General features: G+C 70.5%; 13 protein-coding genes and 2 pseudogenes. 4 read left to right on the top strand and 11 right to left on the bottom strand.

What is annotated here, in order from left to right; translation table 11 throughout:
- Window positions 1-65 precede the first annotated feature (65 nt).
- The 4 genes from NFT33_RS03895 to NFT33_RS03880 form a co-directional block, all read right to left on the bottom strand.
- Window positions 66-515, bottom strand: a complete 450-nt coding sequence (locus NFT33_RS03895) for an acyl-CoA thioesterase (protein WP_149505692.1) — start codon at window positions 513-515, stop codon at window positions 66-68.
- Entirely contained in the window at window positions 512-1,687 is a 1,176-nt protein-coding gene (locus NFT33_RS03890) for an iron-containing alcohol dehydrogenase (RefSeq protein ID WP_376744121.1), read from the bottom strand. The genes NFT33_RS03895 and NFT33_RS03890 overlap by 4 nt, the downstream gene beginning before the upstream one ends.
- A gap of 141 nt (window positions 1,688-1,828) precedes the next feature.
- Window positions 1,829-2,815 carry a DUF6976 family protein gene (locus NFT33_RS03885; RefSeq protein WP_251673289.1) on the bottom strand — a complete coding sequence of 329 codons (987 nt, stop codon included), beginning with the start codon at window positions 2,813-2,815 and terminating at the stop codon, window positions 1,829-1,831.
- Window positions 2,816-2,862: 47 nt separating this feature from the next.
- Window positions 2,863-3,024, bottom strand: a complete 162-nt coding sequence (locus NFT33_RS03880) for a hypothetical protein (protein ID WP_220786724.1) — start codon at window positions 3,022-3,024, stop codon at window positions 2,863-2,865.
- Between the two features lie 155 nt (window positions 3,025-3,179).
- On the opposite strand from NFT33_RS03880, the gene NFT33_RS03875 reads away from it, so the two are divergent.
- From NFT33_RS03875 to NFT33_RS03865, 3 genes are all read left to right on the top strand, one after another.
- Complete coding sequence (locus NFT33_RS03875; protein WP_251673287.1) at window positions 3,180-5,153, top strand: phage integrase family protein; 1,974 nt, start codon at window positions 3,180-3,182, stop codon at window positions 5,151-5,153.
- Window positions 5,154-5,377: 224 nt separating this feature from the next.
- A complete protein-coding gene (locus tag NFT33_RS03870; protein ID WP_220786638.1) occupies window positions 5,378-5,833 on the top strand; it encodes a PadR family transcriptional regulator in 456 nt (151 codons plus the stop codon).
- A 26-nt stretch (window positions 5,834-5,859) separates the two neighbouring features.
- The gene (locus NFT33_RS03865; RefSeq protein ID WP_251673284.1) at window positions 5,860-6,204 is read left to right on the top strand and encodes a DUF3861 domain-containing protein; all 345 of its coding nucleotides are present in this window, start codon (window positions 5,860-5,862) and stop codon (window positions 6,202-6,204) included.
- On the opposite strand, the gene NFT33_RS03860 is transcribed toward NFT33_RS03865, so the two are convergent.
- From NFT33_RS03860 to NFT33_RS03840, 5 genes are all read right to left on the bottom strand, one after another.
- The gene (locus tag NFT33_RS03860; RefSeq protein WP_251673282.1) at window positions 6,147-7,877 is read right to left on the bottom strand and encodes a subtype B tannase; all 1,731 of its coding nucleotides are present in this window, start codon (window positions 7,875-7,877) and stop codon (window positions 6,147-6,149) included. The two genes, NFT33_RS03865 and NFT33_RS03860, sit on opposite strands and share 58 nt — an antisense overlap.
- 104 nt (window positions 7,878-7,981) lie before the next feature.
- Complete coding sequence (locus tag NFT33_RS03855) at window positions 7,982-9,301, bottom strand: gallate dioxygenase (RefSeq protein ID WP_251673280.1); 1,320 nt, start codon at window positions 9,299-9,301, stop codon at window positions 7,982-7,984.
- Between the two features lie 54 nt (window positions 9,302-9,355).
- A complete protein-coding gene (locus NFT33_RS03850) occupies window positions 9,356-10,405 on the bottom strand; it encodes a TRAP transporter substrate-binding protein (protein WP_251673278.1) in 1,050 nt (349 codons plus the stop codon).
- A gap of 64 nt (window positions 10,406-10,469) precedes the next feature.
- Window positions 10,470-11,795, bottom strand: a complete 1,326-nt coding sequence (locus NFT33_RS03845) for a TRAP transporter large permease (RefSeq protein WP_251673276.1) — start codon at window positions 11,793-11,795, stop codon at window positions 10,470-10,472.
- Complete coding sequence (locus NFT33_RS03840; protein WP_251673274.1) at window positions 11,792-12,340, bottom strand: TRAP transporter small permease; 549 nt, start codon at window positions 12,338-12,340, stop codon at window positions 11,792-11,794. The genes NFT33_RS03845 and NFT33_RS03840 overlap by 4 nt, the downstream gene beginning before the upstream one ends.
- 208 nt (window positions 12,341-12,548) lie before the next feature.
- Here NFT33_RS03840 and NFT33_RS03835 point away from each other — a divergent pair, with 208 nt between their 5' ends.
- Complete coding sequence (locus tag NFT33_RS03835; RefSeq protein WP_251673272.1) at window positions 12,549-13,475, top strand: LysR family transcriptional regulator; 927 nt, start codon at window positions 12,549-12,551, stop codon at window positions 13,473-13,475.
- 88 nt (window positions 13,476-13,563) lie between these two features.
- Here the strand turns inward: NFT33_RS03835 and tal are convergent.
- Window positions 13,564-14,616, bottom strand: a pseudogene (gene tal, locus NFT33_RS03830) (transaldolase); the annotation flags it as partial.
- Window positions 14,617-14,637: 21 nt separating this feature from the next.
- Window positions 14,638-16,428 (bottom strand): annotated as a pseudogene (gene tkt, locus NFT33_RS03825) (transketolase); the annotation flags it as partial.
- Window positions 16,429-16,499 lie beyond the last annotated feature (71 nt).

Raw genomic sequence — 16,499 nt, 5'->3', positions numbered from 1 at the left:
CCATATGAAGGCGCATGCATTCTCTGTCAGCCCAACCGAAGGAATCCGACCTACGAGGGCCGGGCTCAGCCACCGGACCGCGGCCGCAGCAGCCGCTCCAGCACCGCGCGGATCGGCGCCGGAATGTCGGTCGGTCGGCCGGTCGCGGTGTCGACGAAGACATGGACCATGCGGCCGATCGCGGCCGGCCGGTCCTCGCCCGGGCGCAGCAGCGCGGTCTCGTAGGTGACCGAGGAGCGACCGAGCCGGCGCACCACCACCCCGACCTCCAGCAGGCCGGGATAGGCGACCGGCGCGAGAAAGTCGCACTCCGAGCGCACGATGAAGCCGACCACCTCGCCGCGGTGGATGTCCAGGCCGCCCTGGTGGATCAGCACCTCGTTGATGACGCTGTCGAAGTACTGGTAGTAGACGGCGTTGTTGACATGGCCGTAGCGGTCGTTGTCGTTCCAGCGGGTGCTGACGCTGCCGACATGCGGGTAGTCGGCGCGGGTCGTCGGGGGCAGCGTGCTCACCAGGCCTCCTCGTAGATCGCCAGGGCGTCGGCCTCGGACAGCGGACGCGGGTTGTTCTGCAGCAGGCGCTGCTGCTGCATCGCGGCGGCCGCCAGCCCGGGCAGCGCGTCGCGCGGGATGCCGCAGTCGCGCAGCCGCTGCGCCAGGCCGCAGGCCGCGCAGTCGGCCACCCGCTGCGCCACATGCGCGATGAAGGCCTCGCAGCGCTGCGCCTCGTCCAGGCGGGCGCTCGCCTCGGGCAGCAGCTGCGCGGCCAGCGCGGCGTAGCGCGCCTGCGCCGCCGGCCGGTTGAAGCGCAGCACCGGAGCCAGCACCAGCGCGTTGCTCAGCCCGTGCGGCAGATGGAACTGCCCGCCCAGCGGATAGGCCAGCGCATGCACCGCCGCGACCGGCGCGTTCTCGAAGGCCATGCCGGCCAGCATTGCGCCGAGCAGCATCTGCTCGCGCGCGGCCAGGTCGCGGCCGTCGGCGATGGCCGCCATCAGGTGCCGGTCGAGCCGGCGCAGCGCGTCGACGGCCAGCAGGTCGGAGAGCGGATTGGCGCGCAGCCGGCTGGTGAAGGCCTCGATCGCGTGCACCATCGCGTCGATGCCGGTCGCGGCGGTGACCGCCGGCGGCAGCCCGACGGTGAGTTCGGCGTCGAGCAGCACCAGATCGGCCAGCAGTGCGCGGTTGACCACGCCGGCCTTGGTGTCCGCGCCGGTGGTGACGATGGCGATGCGGGTGACTTCGGAGCCGGTGCCGGCGGTGGTCGGCACCTGCACCAGCGGCAGGCGCGCGACCGTGCGGGTGTCGATGCCGTAGAGCTCGGCCAGCGCCGGCGCCTCGGGCCGCGCCAGGCAGGCCACCAGCTTGGCCACATCCATGCTGCTGCCGCCGCCGAAGCCGATGACCAGCCCGGCGCCATGCGCCAGCGCAGCCTGGCGGGCCGCCTCGACCACCGTCTCGGACGGATCGGGCGTCACCGCGTCGAAGACGGCCACCTGCCAGCCGGCCGCCTCCAGCGAGGCGCGGGCCGGCGCGATCAGGCCGCTGGACGCGAGAAAGGCATCGGTGACGATCAGCGCGCTGCGCCCCGGGGCATCGAGGCTGCGGACCAGTTCGCCCAGGCGACGGGCCAGCCCGGGCGCACTCTCGATGCGGCGCACCGTCTGGAACACGAAGGCGGGCAGCGGCTCGGCGGACATCGGCATCTCTCCCTGGTCATGTGCGACGAGGGCCGATTGTTCGGAGCCGGCCGGGCGCGGCCGTCACCTGCGCGACAGGCCGCGGGTAGATCCGGAGGCGAAGCCGCCCCCGGACCCGGGCGGGCCTCACTGCACTCGCACCACCACCATGGTCTGGTTCAGCAGCTGGTAGGCGATCTCGCCGAAGGTCACCGGGCCCTCGACGCCGCCGATCGCCTTGCCCTCCAACTCGCCGAACAGGAAGTTCAGGATGCAGTTGCACGAGAACACCGCGCCGGTGGCGTCGTACTCGGCCAGACGGCGGCGGAACTCGGCCATGTAGTCGCCGACCGGGCGGGCCAGGCGGTAGTCGATGCCGGTGAAGACCGGGGCGTAGAACGCCACCTGGCCCTTGTCGACGTCGATCGACTGGAAGGAGACGTTGATGCAGGCGCCCGCATAGTCGCCCACCAGCGGCAGGCGGCCGTCGGTGGCGCCGCGCTTTTCCAGGTACTTCGCCAGGTTGACGCGCTCGCCGTTGACGGTGCACTCGGTCGCCTCGAAGCCGACCTGGTCGAAGCGCAGCACGTCGCCGTCGTCCTGCTCGAAGATGTTGACGATCTCGACCGAGGCGAGCTTGTCGTCGGGCAGGCGGATGTGGGCGACGACCGCGCCGTCCTCGACCTCGCGGCCGCTGCGGCCGTCGAAGACCAGTGCGTGTGCGCGGCCCATGTCGTCGAGGTGGATGCCGGAGATCCAGCCCACCGTCGGCTTCAGGAAGGCGTCGGCCGAGTCGGTGGCCTCGCGCGCGAAGCGGCCGTGGGCCTGGCCGCCGGCCGGGATGATGGTCAGCGAGAAGCCGTTGTCGAAGGCCTCGGCGGTGATGCGGGCCAGCTCGTCGGGGCCGTAGCAGGCGATGCGGACCTCGGCGCCCACCTTGGACAGGTCGGTGACGAAGACGCGGTCGTCGCCGACGACCACGCCGCCGCCGGAGACCATGAAATAGGGAATCGTGCCGCCGATCCAGGGGCCGGCCGGCAGCGTGCGCAGCGCGCCGGCGGTGCCGGCGATGCTCAGGGCGACGCCGTTGCGGATCAGCTCGGCAGCGGCGGCGACGGAAATCAGTTCGTTCATCGCGAAATTCCTCGGTGAGATGCGGTTCGGTGCGGCGTGGCGGGGCGTCAGATCGTCGTGACCTGCGCCAGCTCGGCGGCCAGCACCCGCTCCCACTTGGCGAAGAAGGCATGGATTTCGGACGCCTTGGCCTGCACCGGATCGCTGCTGCGCTCCAGCCGCTTGGCCAGCATCTGCGTACCCAGGTGCGTGGTCTTCAGACGGCTCATGCCGCCGCTGGCCATGCGCTGCCAGCAGGGTGGGACGGCGGAGGGACGGGAATGGCCATGATGCGTCTTCGTTGGAGTGGATGGCCCGTGGGGTATCAACGGGTGATGTCGGGACTTGAGTCCGCTGCGTTCCAGGTTTTGTCGACAATCCGGGCATGAGCCTGTCGCCTGCCCCTGCCCCCGCCCGCCCGCTGTCGCCCCGGCGCCTGCACCTGGGTCATTTCGCCTTCATGCGCGCGGTGGTCCAGGGGCTGGACCATGGCGACTGCTGGCGCCGCTACCTGGCCATCGAGGGCGAGGCGGGCGACGCGCGGGTGGTGCGCTCGACCCTGCGCTGGATCCGCGAGGCGCTGGTGCGCATCGCGCTGCAGACCGACCGCTTCCAGCTCGCGCGGCTGCTGCAGCTCGATGTGCAGACGCTGGGCACGCCCGATCCGGCGCTGCCTTCGCTGACGGAATTCGCCGAGGCGCAGGGTCTGGACGACGAGCCCGAGGCGGTGCAGATCGCTGCCTTCGAGGCCGCGCACGGACGCGCCAGCCGGCGTCTGCAGCGCCGCCAGCGCCTGGTGCGGCGCCAGCTCGACGCGCTGCGCTGGCTGGAGCTGCAGGGCGCGCAGGTGCCGCAGGCGGCGGACGCGGTGCGCGCCTGGTTCGCGCCGGCGCTGGCCGGGCATCTGGAGGCGGCCGGCCTGCTGCTGCTGGGCCAGCTGGCCGAGCGCATCAACGCGATCGGGCCGGGCTGGTGGCGCGGGGTGCGCGCGGTCGGACCGGTCAAGGCCGCACGCCTGGTCGACTGGCTGCACGAGCATGGCGACAGCCCCGGCCTGCGCCTGGACGCGCGCGCCGCCCTGCCCCGGCGCGCGCTGAATCCGTCGACCCGCGGCGAGCTGGTGGCCGCGGCCACCGCGGTCGTGCCGATCGAGCGACTGATCGTGCCTGCCGGCCTGGACGGCCGCGACGGACGCTTTCGCCGGCCGCAGGCGCAGTGCCTGCTGGCCGCCGAGGACGATCTGGCCGCGGTGCAGGCCTGGATCGCCTCGAAGACGCCGGGCTCGCACACCCAGCGCGCCTACCGCAAGGAGGCCGAGCGCTTCGTGCTGTGGGCGATCGTGCAGCGCGGCCGGGCGCTGTCGTCGATGACGCAGGAGGACTGCGTGGCCTACCGCGATTTCCTGGCTGATCCGCAGCCGGCCTCGCGCTGGTGTGCGCCGCGCAGCCGCGAGCGCTGGTCGCCGGCCTGGCGGCCCTTCGAGGGGCCGCTGTCGCCCTCGGCGCAGCGCCATGCGCTGACGGTGCTGAAGAACCTCTACCGCTTCCTGGTCGACCAGAACTACCTGATGGGCAACCCGTGGAGCGCGGTGAGCGTGCCGCGCTCGATCGCGCCGCGCATCCAGACCGCGCGCAGCCTGTCACCGGCGCAGTGGCGCCGGCTGGACGCCGAGCTCGATCAGCTGCCGCCCGGCTCGGCCTCGCACCGGCTGCGGGTGGCGCTGCGGCTGCTCTACGCCACCGGGCTGCGGCTGTCGGAGATCGTCGCGGCGCGCGCCGGCGATCTGGAATGGGTGGAGTTCCCGCCCGAGGGCGACGACGGCCTGCCCGAGCAGGGCTGGATGCTGCGCGTCGTCGGCAAGGGCCGGCGGGTGCGCCAGGTGCCTGTGCCTGACGACGTGGTGCGCCAGCTCTCCAGCTATCTGGTCTCTCGCGGGCTGTCGGGCGACCTGCAGGATCCGGCACAGCGCGATGTCTTCCTGCTCGGTCGTGCGACGGATCTGGCCGAACGGGCGCCGGGGCTGGCCGCGCATCTGGCCGAGCGGAGCGAGCGTTCGGCGTCGGACGCGCGCGGCGGCATCGCCGGCTCCACGCTCTACGACCAGCTCAAGGCGCATTTCCTGCGCACCGCGGCGGTCTGGCGCGCCCAGGGCGACGAGCGCGGCGCGCTGCGGCTGGAGCGCGCCAGCACCCACTGGCTGCGCCACAGCCACGCCAGCCACACCATCGCGCACGGCCTGCCGATCGAGATCGCGCAGCAGAACCTCGGCCACGCCTCGCTGGCCACCACCACCGTCTATGTCACCACCGAGCAGCGGCAGCGGCTGCGGGCGATGCGCAAGGTCTGGGGCAAAGGCTGAAGCCGCCTGCGGCGGCGCGGTAGCGCCGCATGCACTTGCTCGCCGCAGGGACATTCAGTGAATCGATTGATCTCGAGTCTTTCAAGATATATCTTTTATCCATCTTGAAAATCTTGAGAGACATGCATCCCAGACATTTCCCTCCTCACCTCGCCTCTCCTTTTGCGTCGGAGGCCGGCGAAGGCCGGCGCGGTCATGGCGGCCCCGGCGGTCGGCGCGGCCGCATGTTCGACGGTGGCGACCTGAAGCTGCTGGTGCTGCAGGTGCTGTCGCGCCAGCCCAGCCACGGCTACGAGGTCATCAAGGCCATCGGCGAGCAGGTCGGCGGCGACTACAGTCCGAGCCCCGGCACGATCTATCCGCTGCTGACGATGCTGGAAGACCTCGGCCTGGCCGAGGCCGCCGCCACCGAGGGCAGCCGTCGCCAGTACGCGCTGACCGAAGCCGGCCGCGCCCACCTCGCCGAGCAGGCCGAGGCCCTGGCGCGCATCGAGGCCCGGCTGGCGCACACCCGTGACCAGGCCCGCGCCCGGCGCGTGCCCGACATCCAGCGCGCGATGGAGAACCTGAAGACCGCGCTGCGGCTGCGCTTCGACGGCGACATGTCGCCCGACGAGGCCACCGTGCGCCAGATCGCCGAGGCGATCGACCGTGCGGCCGTCGAGATCGGTCGTCTCTGAGCACCCCGGCACACCAGGAGCACCCCATGAAACAGCACCGCTACCGCATCACCGTCGAGCATCTGGCCGATGCCCACGGCAACCCGTCGATCCACGCCGCGCCGCTGCAGTTCGAGACCGGCAACCACGACGACATTCTGGCCATCGCCCAGCGCATGCGCGGCCGCGGCGACTTCGACCCCGACACCGCCACCGCGCTGGCCATCGGCCTGAAGCTCTTCGGCGAGGTCATGCTGGAGAACCGCGGCCACCCGCTGTTCGCCGAGCTGGCACCGCACTTCCGCGACTTCATGAAGCGCTTGAAGCAGGGTGGTCAGGGATTGGCGGCCAGCCGGCCCTTGATCCAGGCGAAGGCTTCCTGCACGTCGTAGTTGCCGGAGTGACCGACCAGGTAGGGGTACTTGAAGCTGACTTCCTTGACGGCACTGTTGTTGCGGATCGCGTGATAGAGCAGGGTCTGCATCGAGAACGCGGTGTCGCGATCGACCATGCCGTGGCGCACGTACCAGTAGGGCGCCGGGTTCGCGCCGCTGCCGGTCAGATAGGCAACCGGGTTGATCAGCTTCAGCTGGGTGGCCAGCGTGGTGCCGGAGCTGGCCAGATAGGCGGACCAGGCCAGGCCGGTGTCGTCCGCGCCGCTGCCGTCGCTCACCACCTGGTTGTTGGTCCAGGACCAGTCGGTGAAGTTCTGGTAGGCGTAGTACTCGTTGCCGAACAGGTTGGTCTCGCCGCTGCTGCGCCACACGCCGGTGGTGGCGTCCTTGTTGCCGGTGACCGCTATCGCATCGAAGGCGACCACCGTCTTGAGCGCTTGGTTGGTGGCCGCGTAGGCGACGAACTTGGCGTAGTCCAGTGACGCAATCGTGGCGCTGGTGCCGCTGCCGGACAGGGTCAGCCAGTTGTTGGCGAGCGTGGCGCGGCTGGTGACGAAGTTCTCGCCGAGCTGCGGCACGGCCGTGCCCTGGGCGATCTGTCGTGCGATCTCCTCCTTCAGCAGCGAGGCGGTTTCCTCGCGGATGTTGGCCGAGGTCAGCAGCGAGCCATCGGTACGCTTGAGGCCCAGTCCGTCCAGATAGGTCGGGAAGGCGGCCGCGATGGCGGTGGAGGCGGCCGGCTGGAGACCGGCGCTGTAGGCCACGCCACCCAATGCGGCGGTGTTGCTGTCGCTGCGCACCGCGGAGTACTCGAACTCGTAGCCTGCGTCGGCGTTGCCGAGGTTGTTGATCGGGCAGTAGGCCACCGCCGCGAAGACATCGTCCTTGATCGTGCTGGACAGGGTCGTGCCGCTGCCGGTGATGCCTGCTGCGCCGATGGCCTCCAGGAACGGCAGGTAGTCGGCATGGTTGCCGCTGGAGGCCACCGCTGCGGTCAGGCCGCCGCCGCCGCTGGTGCCGTTCATGACGATGCGCTCGGCCGAACCGGGCATCAGGCTGTCGTTCAGACGCAGATAGCGGATGGCTGCCTTGGCATCGACCACCGGTGCCGGTGCCTTGCCGACCCAGCGGCCGTCCTCGGCGCGTGCGCCACGGCTGCGGGTGCCGACATTGACGACCACATAGCCTGCCTTCAGCGCGGCACCGATATGGTCGGTGTTGCTGGTGCTGACGAAGGCCTTGCCTTCGGTGATGGTCGTCGACACCGCGCTGGTCCACCAGCCGCTGTTGTTGACCGCGAACAGCAGTGCGGTCTTCTGGTCGTCGACCGAGGCTTCCGGTACCGAGACGATGATCGTCTGGTAGGCGTAGGGATCGCTCAGCGTGGTGGTGCTGCCGCCCAGCGTGAGCTGCGTGCTGGCCATCTTGACCGGCTTGGCGACATAGACGATGCGGTACTGACGCACCTTCATCGCCACGCCGTCCACCGTCACGTTGACGGTGGTGTAGCTGCTGGCGTTGAACTTCAGCGCGCTGTCCTCGGTGTCGGCGACCGTGGTGGTGGGTGTTGTTGCAGCAGTGTCGCTGCTTCCGCCGCCGCAGCCGCCCAGCAGGCTGGCCAGCAGCATCGTGGCGGCCGTGGCCGTCATCGTCGTGTTCTTGCGTGTCATGTCAGTCTCCTTCACCCAGTCTCGGGTTGTCATGGAACGAGGATCCAACACGGGGTCTGCCGGCGGGTGCCCCGGTCTGTCCGCCCGCTTCTTGCGGGACAGGTTCAGTGGTCGGTGTCGGCCTGCGCGTGCTCGGGCGCCTCCCAGTCGAGCCGGCCTGCATCCTTGCCGGCCACCGAATAGAGCGCGCCCGGCGCATTGCGCGTCTTCTGGAAGTCCTCCAGCGACTGCCCGCGCATCGCGGCGTAGATGTGCAGGTTCGACACGCCCACCACCGCGCCGAGCTTCTCCAGCATGAAGAAGATGACGCCGTGGTGGATCAGGCCGCGCCAGTCGCGCTGGTGCACCAGGCGGATTTCCTCGGGCGTCAGGCCGGCGGCCTGCATGACGGCCAGCTCGTCGGTGCGGAAGGCGGCGCGCTTCTCGGGATCGATCAGTCCGTGCAGGAAACCGTTCAGGCGGAAGGCCTTGACGCTGCGCTCGAAGTTGAACGGGTAGGTGCCGGCCAGGCGCTCGGCGCCGGCGAGCTGCACCTGCATCGCGGCGCGGTGGCGCTCGACCTCGCCGGCGATCACCGGGCCGGCCTGGTTCTCGTAGATGGCCGCGGCGATGCCGGTCATCGACGGCAGGTAGTAGGCCTGGTGCAGCTTCTTCACCTGGCTGGAGAGCGCGCCGCGCATCGTCAGCCACATCATCACCTCGGCGCCTTCGGCCCCGCCCAGCTCGGCCAGCTCGGCGTGCGTCAGCTGGGCCAGGCGCTCGGGGTCCTGCTCGAACAGCTCCAGGAACTGCATGTCCCACGGCGTGTTGTTGAAGCCGGCGCGCTCGCCGTGCACCTGGTGCGACAGACCGCCGGTGGCGACCACCACCACCCGCAGGTCTTCCGGGTAGCTCTCGACGGCGCGGCGCAGTGCCTGGCCCAGCTTGTAGAAGCGCCGCGCGGTCGGCACCGGAAACTGCAGCACGCCCATCTGCAGCGGCACGATGCTCACCGGCCAGCCGCCTTCGCCCTGGTGATCCCACAGCACCGACATCGGCGAGAAGGCGCCGTGGTCCAGCCCCTTGCCCTGGAAGAAGGACAGGTCGAACTCTTCCATCATCAGCGACTGGCCGATGTGCGCGGCCAGGCCCGGATGGCCCTGCACCGGCGGCAGGTCGCGCGCGCCGCCGCCCTCGTCGGCCGCGGACCACTGCTGGCCGATGCCCAGCGCGAAGGCCGAGTAGTGGTCGAAGAAGAAGGAGGTGACATGATCGTTGTAGGTCACGATCGCCACGTCGGGCTTCTGCTCGGCCAGCCACTGCTTGACCGGCTCGAAGGCTGCGAAGATGGGGGCCCAGACCGGGTCGTCATGCTTCTTCTGGTCGAAGGCGAAGCCGATGGTGGGGGTGTGCGAGACGGCGACACCGCCGATGATGCGTGCCATGGAAAGGGGCTCCGGAAAGAAGGGGCCGCTGCAATCAGGGCGAAGCAGCGGAAATCAGCGCTTGGCGGCGTGCTGGACGATCAGCGCGCGGGCGTCCTCCAGCATTCGAGCGCCCGGCTTGCCCTTGCCGTTCATGTCGGACACCCAGCTGTCGGCCAGCTTGGTGCCGACCGCCTTCCACGCGGCCAGTTCGGCCGCCGGGATGACCTGGGTGGTGTTCTTCGCGGTCAGCTTCTTGCCCTCGGCATCGGCCTGCAGGAAGGCGCGACCGATCTGGCCCGACAGCGCCTGGCCGGAGTTGGCGTCGATCACCTTCTTCAGGTCGGCCGGCAGCGATTCGTACTTGGCCTTGTTCATCGCGAACACGAAGGTCGAAGTGTAGAAGGCCGGCTCGGCCGGATCGGTCTCGATGTGGTACTTCACCAGTTCCTGGATCTTGACCGAAGGCACCACCTCGTAGGGCACGACTGCGCCGTCGATCACGCCCTTGGACAGCGCGTCGCCCACCTGCGGCACCGGCATGCCCACCGGCGTCGCGCCCAGCATCGCCAGGTACTTGTTGGTCATGCGGGTGGGCGCGCGCAGCTTCAGGCCCTTCAGGTCCGCCAGGGTCTTGATCGGCTTGTTCGTCATGTGGAACACGCCGTCGCCGTGGACGTGGAAAGCCAGCGGCTTGATGTCCTTGAACTCGTCCTGGCTGTATTTCTGCGTGTAGTCCCACAGCGCCTTGCTGGTGGCTTCGGGGTTCTGCATCATGAAGGGCAGCTCGAAGGCCTCCAGGCTGGGGAAGCGCCCGGCGGTGTAGCCCGGCAGCGTCCAGACCACATCGGCCACGCCGTCACGCGCCTGGTCGTAGAGCTGGGCCGGCGTGCCGCCGAGCTGCATCGACGGGTAGAGCTGGCACTTCATGCGGTTGGCCGACTCGCGGGCGATCTTGTCGCACCAGGGCTGGATGAACAGCGTCGCGGCATAGCTGGTGGCCGGCAGGAAGAAATGCACCTTCAGTGTCGTCACGTCCTGGGCCATCGCGGCCGGTGCCGCCAGCAGGCCCGACAGCAGGGCGGTGGCGGCGGCCAGCGGGCGCAGCAGGTTCTTCGTCGTCATCGAGGTCTCCTCGGGAAAAGGCAAAGGAAGGGGGATGGAAGCGAGGAAGGCGTGGCGCTGCGGTTCAGCCGGCGAGCCGGTGCACCAGCCACAGCGCGATCGAGGGGAAGCCGATCAGCAGCGCCAGTCGCACCGCGTCGGTCAGCAGGAAGGGCACGACGCCCTTGTAGGTCTCGACCATCGGAACGTCCTTGGCCAGGCCGTTCATGATGTAGACGTTCAGCCCCACCGGCGGGAAGATCATCCCGATCTCGCAGACGGTGAGGATCAGGATGCCGAACCACAGCGCCTTGTCGGAGGCATCCAGACCGAAGAAGTCCATGCCCATGATGACCGGGAACAGCGTCGGCACGGTCAGCAGGATCATGCTCATCTCGTCCATCACGCAGCCGAGCAGGATGTAGAAGACCATGATGCCGCCCATCACCACCAGCGGCGAGATCTGCAGGTGCGAGACGATGTCCGCCAGCTGCGCGGGCAGCTGCGACAGCGCCAGGGCGGCGTTGATCATGTCCGCGCCGATGAAGATCAGGAAGATCATGCCGCTGGTCTGCGCGGTGGTGCGGATGCAGGCCAGCAGCCGCGCCAGGTCCATCTCGCGCTTGATCAGGGTGATCGCGAAGGTCAGCAGGTTGCCGATCGCCGCGCCCTCGGTGGCGGTGAAGATGCCGCCGTAGATGCCGCCGAAGACGACCACGAAGATGGTCATGATCGGCCACACCCGCGCCGCGGCAGTGGCGATCTCGCGGCCGGAGGCGGCCTGCGCGGCCGGGGCTTGGCCGGGCTGCAGCCGCACCACCAGCGCGATGGCCAGGATGTAGCCGGCCGCGGCCAGCAGCGCCGGCACATAGGCGGCCAGGAACATCTTGGTGATGTTCTGCTCGGTCAGGATCGCGTAGACCATCAGCGTGACCGAGGGCGGCAGCAGCACGCCCATCGTGCCGCCGGTGGCCAGCGCCGCGGTGGCGAGCCGGCCGGAGAAGCCGATGCGGCGCATCTCGGGGTAGGCCACCTGCGCGATGGTGGCGGTGGTGGCCACCGTCGAGCCCGAGATCGAGCCGAAGGCCGCGCAGGCCAGCACGCCGGCCATCGCCATGCCGCCACGGAAGCGCCCCAGCAGCGCGTTGGCGAAGTCGAACAGCGCCTTCGACAGCCCGCCCTGCACCGCGAACGCGCCCATCAGCATGAACAGCGGAATCACCGACAGGTCATAGACCGAGACCCGGCCGTAGACGGCGCCCTTCAGGTGGGCCAGCAGCGGATCCCAGCCCGACAGCGCGATGTAGCCCAGCGCGCCGGGCACGAACATCGAGATCGCGATCGGCACGCGCACCGCCATCAGCACCAGCATGGCGCCGAACATCGTCAGTCCGACGGACATCGTGCTCATCGTGCCGCCTCCACCGTTTGCGCCATGTCGCGGACCGGTGCGCGCAGCAGCTCGAGCGTCTGCTGCAGGCCGATCAGCACGCACAGCGCCAGACCCGGCAGCATCAGCGCGTAGGGCCACCACAGCGGCAGGCTCATCAGCATCGAGCTCTCCTGCGACGCGTGCATCGCCAGCGCACCGGCACCCACCCGCCACAGCACCAGCGCCATCACCAGCGTGTAGAGCAGCGTGCCGAAGGCGTCCATCCGGCGCTGCGCCCCGGCCGAAGCGTTCGAGGTGAAGAAGTCCACGATCAGGTTGGCACGCCGGAACTGGGTGCAGGGCAGGAAGCAGGCCACCACCACCGCGCTGCCGAGCTGCACCAGCTCGACATCACCCAGGATCGGGTGCGCGAAAAAGGCCCGGCCCACCACGCTCACCGTGGTCATGGCGGCCATCGCCACCAGCACCAGGCCGCCGATGGCGGCATTCAAGTCGCACAGGCGCCGCAACAGGCGGCCGCCGTCCTCGGGCCGGCGGGTGCCGGTGTCCGATCCAGTCGTCATGTCGTCTCCTCGACGCTGTCCCGCTCAGGGGCGCGCGCGGTCGTTGGAAGGTTGGGAGGGGAGGCGACCCGGTCTTGCGCCGGGTCAATCTCGAACGGCCGAACTCTAGGCAGAGCGCCCGGAGCGCAAAAGATGCCGTGTCCGCCGTTGCGATCACGTCTGGTTATCACGTTTTCAGGGTTTACCCCAGGGAGATATCATTCCGGTGATGAAGATCCCTGCACTGCGCGCCCTGATTTCCGCCATCGACGAAGGCAGCCTGCGTGCGGCGGCCCGACGCATCGGTGTCTCGCAGCCGGCGCTGACGAAGATGATCCGCGAGCTCGAGCAGGAGCTGGCCGCGCCGCTGCTGGTGCGCTCGACCACCGGCGTGACACCGACGGCGCAGGGCAAGGTGCTCTACGAGCGCGCCGGACTGGCGCTGCGCGAGCTGGCCGGTGCGGCCCAGGAGATCGGGCAGCTGGGCGGGCGCATGAGCGGGCAGCTGCGCATCGGCGCGGTGCCGCTGGCGGTGATGCTGCTGGTGCCCGAGACGCTGCGCACCTTCAGCCGCGAGTTCGACGGCGTGCACCTGCAGATCAACGAGGAGCTCTACATCGAGCAGCTGATGAACCTGCGCCGGGGCGATGTCGACATCGCGCTCGGGCCGATTCCCGACCGGCTGCCGCCGGGCGAGTTCCATGTCGAGGTGCTGATGCCGGTGTCGATGGTGGTGGTGGCGCGGCGCGGCAGCGTGCACGCTTCGGCCTGCTCGCTGGAGGCGCTGCGCGGGGCCCGCTGGGTCTATACCGGTCTGTCGGGCGTGACCGGCTATGGCCGGCGGCTGTTCGAGCAGAACGGGCTGGAGCCGCCCGCATACGGCGCCACCGTCAACTCCACGCTCGGGCTGCTGTCGCTGATCGGCGGTGCCGACTTCGTCGGGCTGATGCCGCGGCCGCTGGCCCTGCATCCGGCGGCTGCGCCTTTCATCGAGGTGCCGCCGCTTCAGGAGGCGCCGCTCGGACTGGTGCTGGGCGCGATCACACGGGTCGAGACCGCGCTGCGGCCGGTGGTGCGCCATTTCCTGACGCATCTGCATCGGGCCGCCCACCATCTCCAGAACGATCCGTCCTGGACGTCCTGGCAGCGGGTCTGATGCGTCTTCAGCGGCCGAGTTCGCTGCGGATGCGCGTGCCCATCGCCGCGCACGACGAGCCTGCCCTGCGGCCCGAAGGCCGGACCGCTCAGGCCACCGCCGCCATCAGCCGCTCGAAGGCCTGCTCGAACTGCGCCAGGCCTTCGGCCTGCAGCTGCTCGCCCAGCCCGTCGAGGTCAATGCCGCAGCGGGCGGCCGCGGCCAGGGTGGCGCGGGCCTCGGGCAGTGTGGCGTCGAGCGTGCGCGCGGCCTGGCCGTGGTCGGCAAAGGCGGCCATCGTCGCGTCGGGCACGGTGTCGACGGTGTCGGGGCCGATCAGCGCCTCGACATAGCGGGTGTCGCGCCAGGCCGGGTTCTTCACGCCGGTGCTGGCCCACAGGCAGGACGGCGGACGGGCGCCGGCCGCGCGCAGCCCGGCGAACTCGCTGCCGCCGAAGCGGTCCAGCCACAGCGCGTAGGCATTGCGGGCGTTGGCGATGCCGACCTCGCTGCGCAGCGCCTCGGATCCGGCCGGCAGCAGGCGGTCGACCCACGTGTCGACGCGGCTGACGAACAGGCTGGCCACCGAGCGCACCCGGTCCACCGGCAGGCCGCGCTCCTGGCGGCGGCGCAGGCCCAGCGCGCAGGCCTCGAAGACCTGGAGCAGCTGGCGCGGCGAGAAGATCAGCGTGACGTTGATGTTGATGCCGTCCGCCACCGCGTCGGCGATCGCGTCCAGGCACTCCGGCGTGGCCGGGACCTTGATCATCGCGTTGGCGCGGCCGATCTCGGCCCACAGGCGGCGCGCAGCCGCCAGCGTGCCGGCACCGTCGCGCGACAGCCGCGGCGAGACCTCGAAGCTGACGAAGCCGGCATCGCCTGCCGTGCGCTCGTGCAGCGGGCGCAGCACGTCGCAGGCGGCCTGCACGTCGGCCACGGCCAGGCGCTCGAAGCGGCGCTCCAGGTCGGGCTCCTCGGCGCGCAGCTGCGCCAGCGCCGGCGCGTAGGCCGCGTCCGACGCGAAGGCCTGCGCGAAGATCGCCGGGTTGCTGGTGACGCCGGCGATGCCGTGATCGTCGATCCAGCGCTGCAGCGCGCCGCTGGCCACCAGCGTGCGCGAGAGCTGGTCCAGCCAGACCTGCTGGCCGTGGCGCGCGACCGCCTTGAGCGGGCTGTCCAGGCCGAGCACACGCAGGCCCGCGGCCGCGACCGCCTCGGCGGTGATGCCGAAATGCTGGAACAGCGCCGGCGCCGGGGCCGATTCGCCGAAGGTGTCCAGGCCGACCACCGCGCCGTCCAGCCCGACGATCTCGCGCCAGCCCGAGGTGGCGCCGGCCTCGACCGCGACGCGCGGCACGCCGGCCGGCAGCACCGCTTCGCGCCAGGCGGCGTCCTGCGCCTTGAAGGCGAACAGCGACGGCAGCGAGACGACGCGAGCGCGCACGCCGCGCGCGGCGAGCTGCTCGCGCGCCTGCACCGCCAGCTGCACCTCGCTGCCGGTGGCGACCAGCACGAGCTGCGGGCGCTGTCCCTGGGCTTCGCCCTCGGCCGGCAGCAGCACATAGCCGCCGCGGGCGACCGCCGCAAGCCGCGCGGCGTCGCGCGGCTGGTGCGCCAGGTTCTGGCGGCTCAGGATCAGGCAGGTCGGGTGCGCCGTCGACTGCAGCGCCGCGGCCCAGGCGGCGCGCGTCTCGACCGCGTCGCAGGGGCGCCAGACGTCCATGTTCGGGATCAGGCGCAGCGTGGCGGTCTGCTCGACCGGTTGGTGGGTCGGGCCGTCCTCGCCCAGGCCGATCGAGTCGTGCGTGAAGACCTGGATGACCGGCTGCTTCATCAGCGCGGCCATGCGCAGCGCGTTGCGGGCGTACTCGCTGAACATCAGGAAGGTGCCGCCGAAGACACGGAAGCCCCCGTGCAGCGACACCCCGTTCATGATGGCGGCCATGCCGAACTCGCGCACGCCGTAGTGCAGGTAGTTGCCACCCTGGCCGGCGCGCAGGCGCTCGGGTGTCACCGACACGCAGCCCGGCCAGTTCGTCAGGTTGGAGCCGGTCAGGTCGGCCGAGCCACCGAGCAGTTCGGGCAGCGCCGGCGCGAAGGCGGCGATCGATTCCTGGCTGGCCTTGCGGCTGGCGACGGTGGCGGCGCGCTCGGCGGCTTCTGCCACCGCCCGCTCGGCCAGCGCGGCGAAGCCTTCCGGCAGATCGCCGGCCAGGCGGCGCTCCAGCTCGGCGGCCAGGCCGGGATGCGCGGCGGCATAGGCGGCAAAGTGGCGCTGCCATTGCTGGCGGGCGGCCTGGCCCTGCTCGCGCGCATCCCAGGCGGCGCGCACGTCTTCGGGAATCTCGAAGGGGCCGTGCGCCCAGCCCAGCGCCGCCTTGGTCGCGGCGATCTCGGCTGCGCCCAGCGGCGCGCCGTGGCTGTCGTGCGTGCCGGCCTTGTTCGGCGAGCCGAAGCCGATCGTGGTGCGGCAGCAGATCAGCGTCGGACGGGCGGTCTCGGCCTTGGCTTGCGAAATGGCGGCATCGAGCGCGGCGCTGTCATGCCCGTCGACGCCGCGCACCACATGCCAGCCGTAGGCCTCGAAGCGGCCGGGAATGTCCTCGCTGAACCAGCCTTCGACATGGCCGTCGATCGAGATGCCGTTGTCGTCCCAGAAGGCGGTCAGCTTGCCCAGGCCCCAGGTGCCGGCCAGCGCGCAGGCCTCGTGGCTGACGCCTTCCATCAGGCAGCCGTCGCCCAGGAAGGCCCAGGTGCGGTGGTCGATGACCGCATGGCCGGGGCGGTTGAATTCGGCGGCGAGCAGCTTTTCCGCCAGCGCCATGCCGACCGCGTTGGCGATGCCCTGCCCCAGCGGGCCGGTGGTGGTCTCGACGCCCGGCGCGTAGCCCAGTTCCGGGTGACCCGGCGTGCGGCTGTGCAGCTGGCGGAAGGCCTTCAGGTCGTCGATCGACAGGTCGTAGCCGCTTGTATGTTCAGACCAGACCAGCGCGGTAGAGTCTGCTCGCCGTTGAGGCGGCCAGACCGGCCCGTGCAGTTTGGTAG

It is taken from the genome of Sphaerotilus sp. FB-3, assembly GCF_023706025.1.
Classification (GTDB): domain Bacteria; phylum Pseudomonadota; class Gammaproteobacteria; order Burkholderiales; family Burkholderiaceae_C; genus Sphaerotilus; species Sphaerotilus sulfidivorans.
The sequence above is the reverse complement of the archived record's forward strand: the minus strand, read 5'-3'. Positions and strand labels throughout refer to the sequence as shown.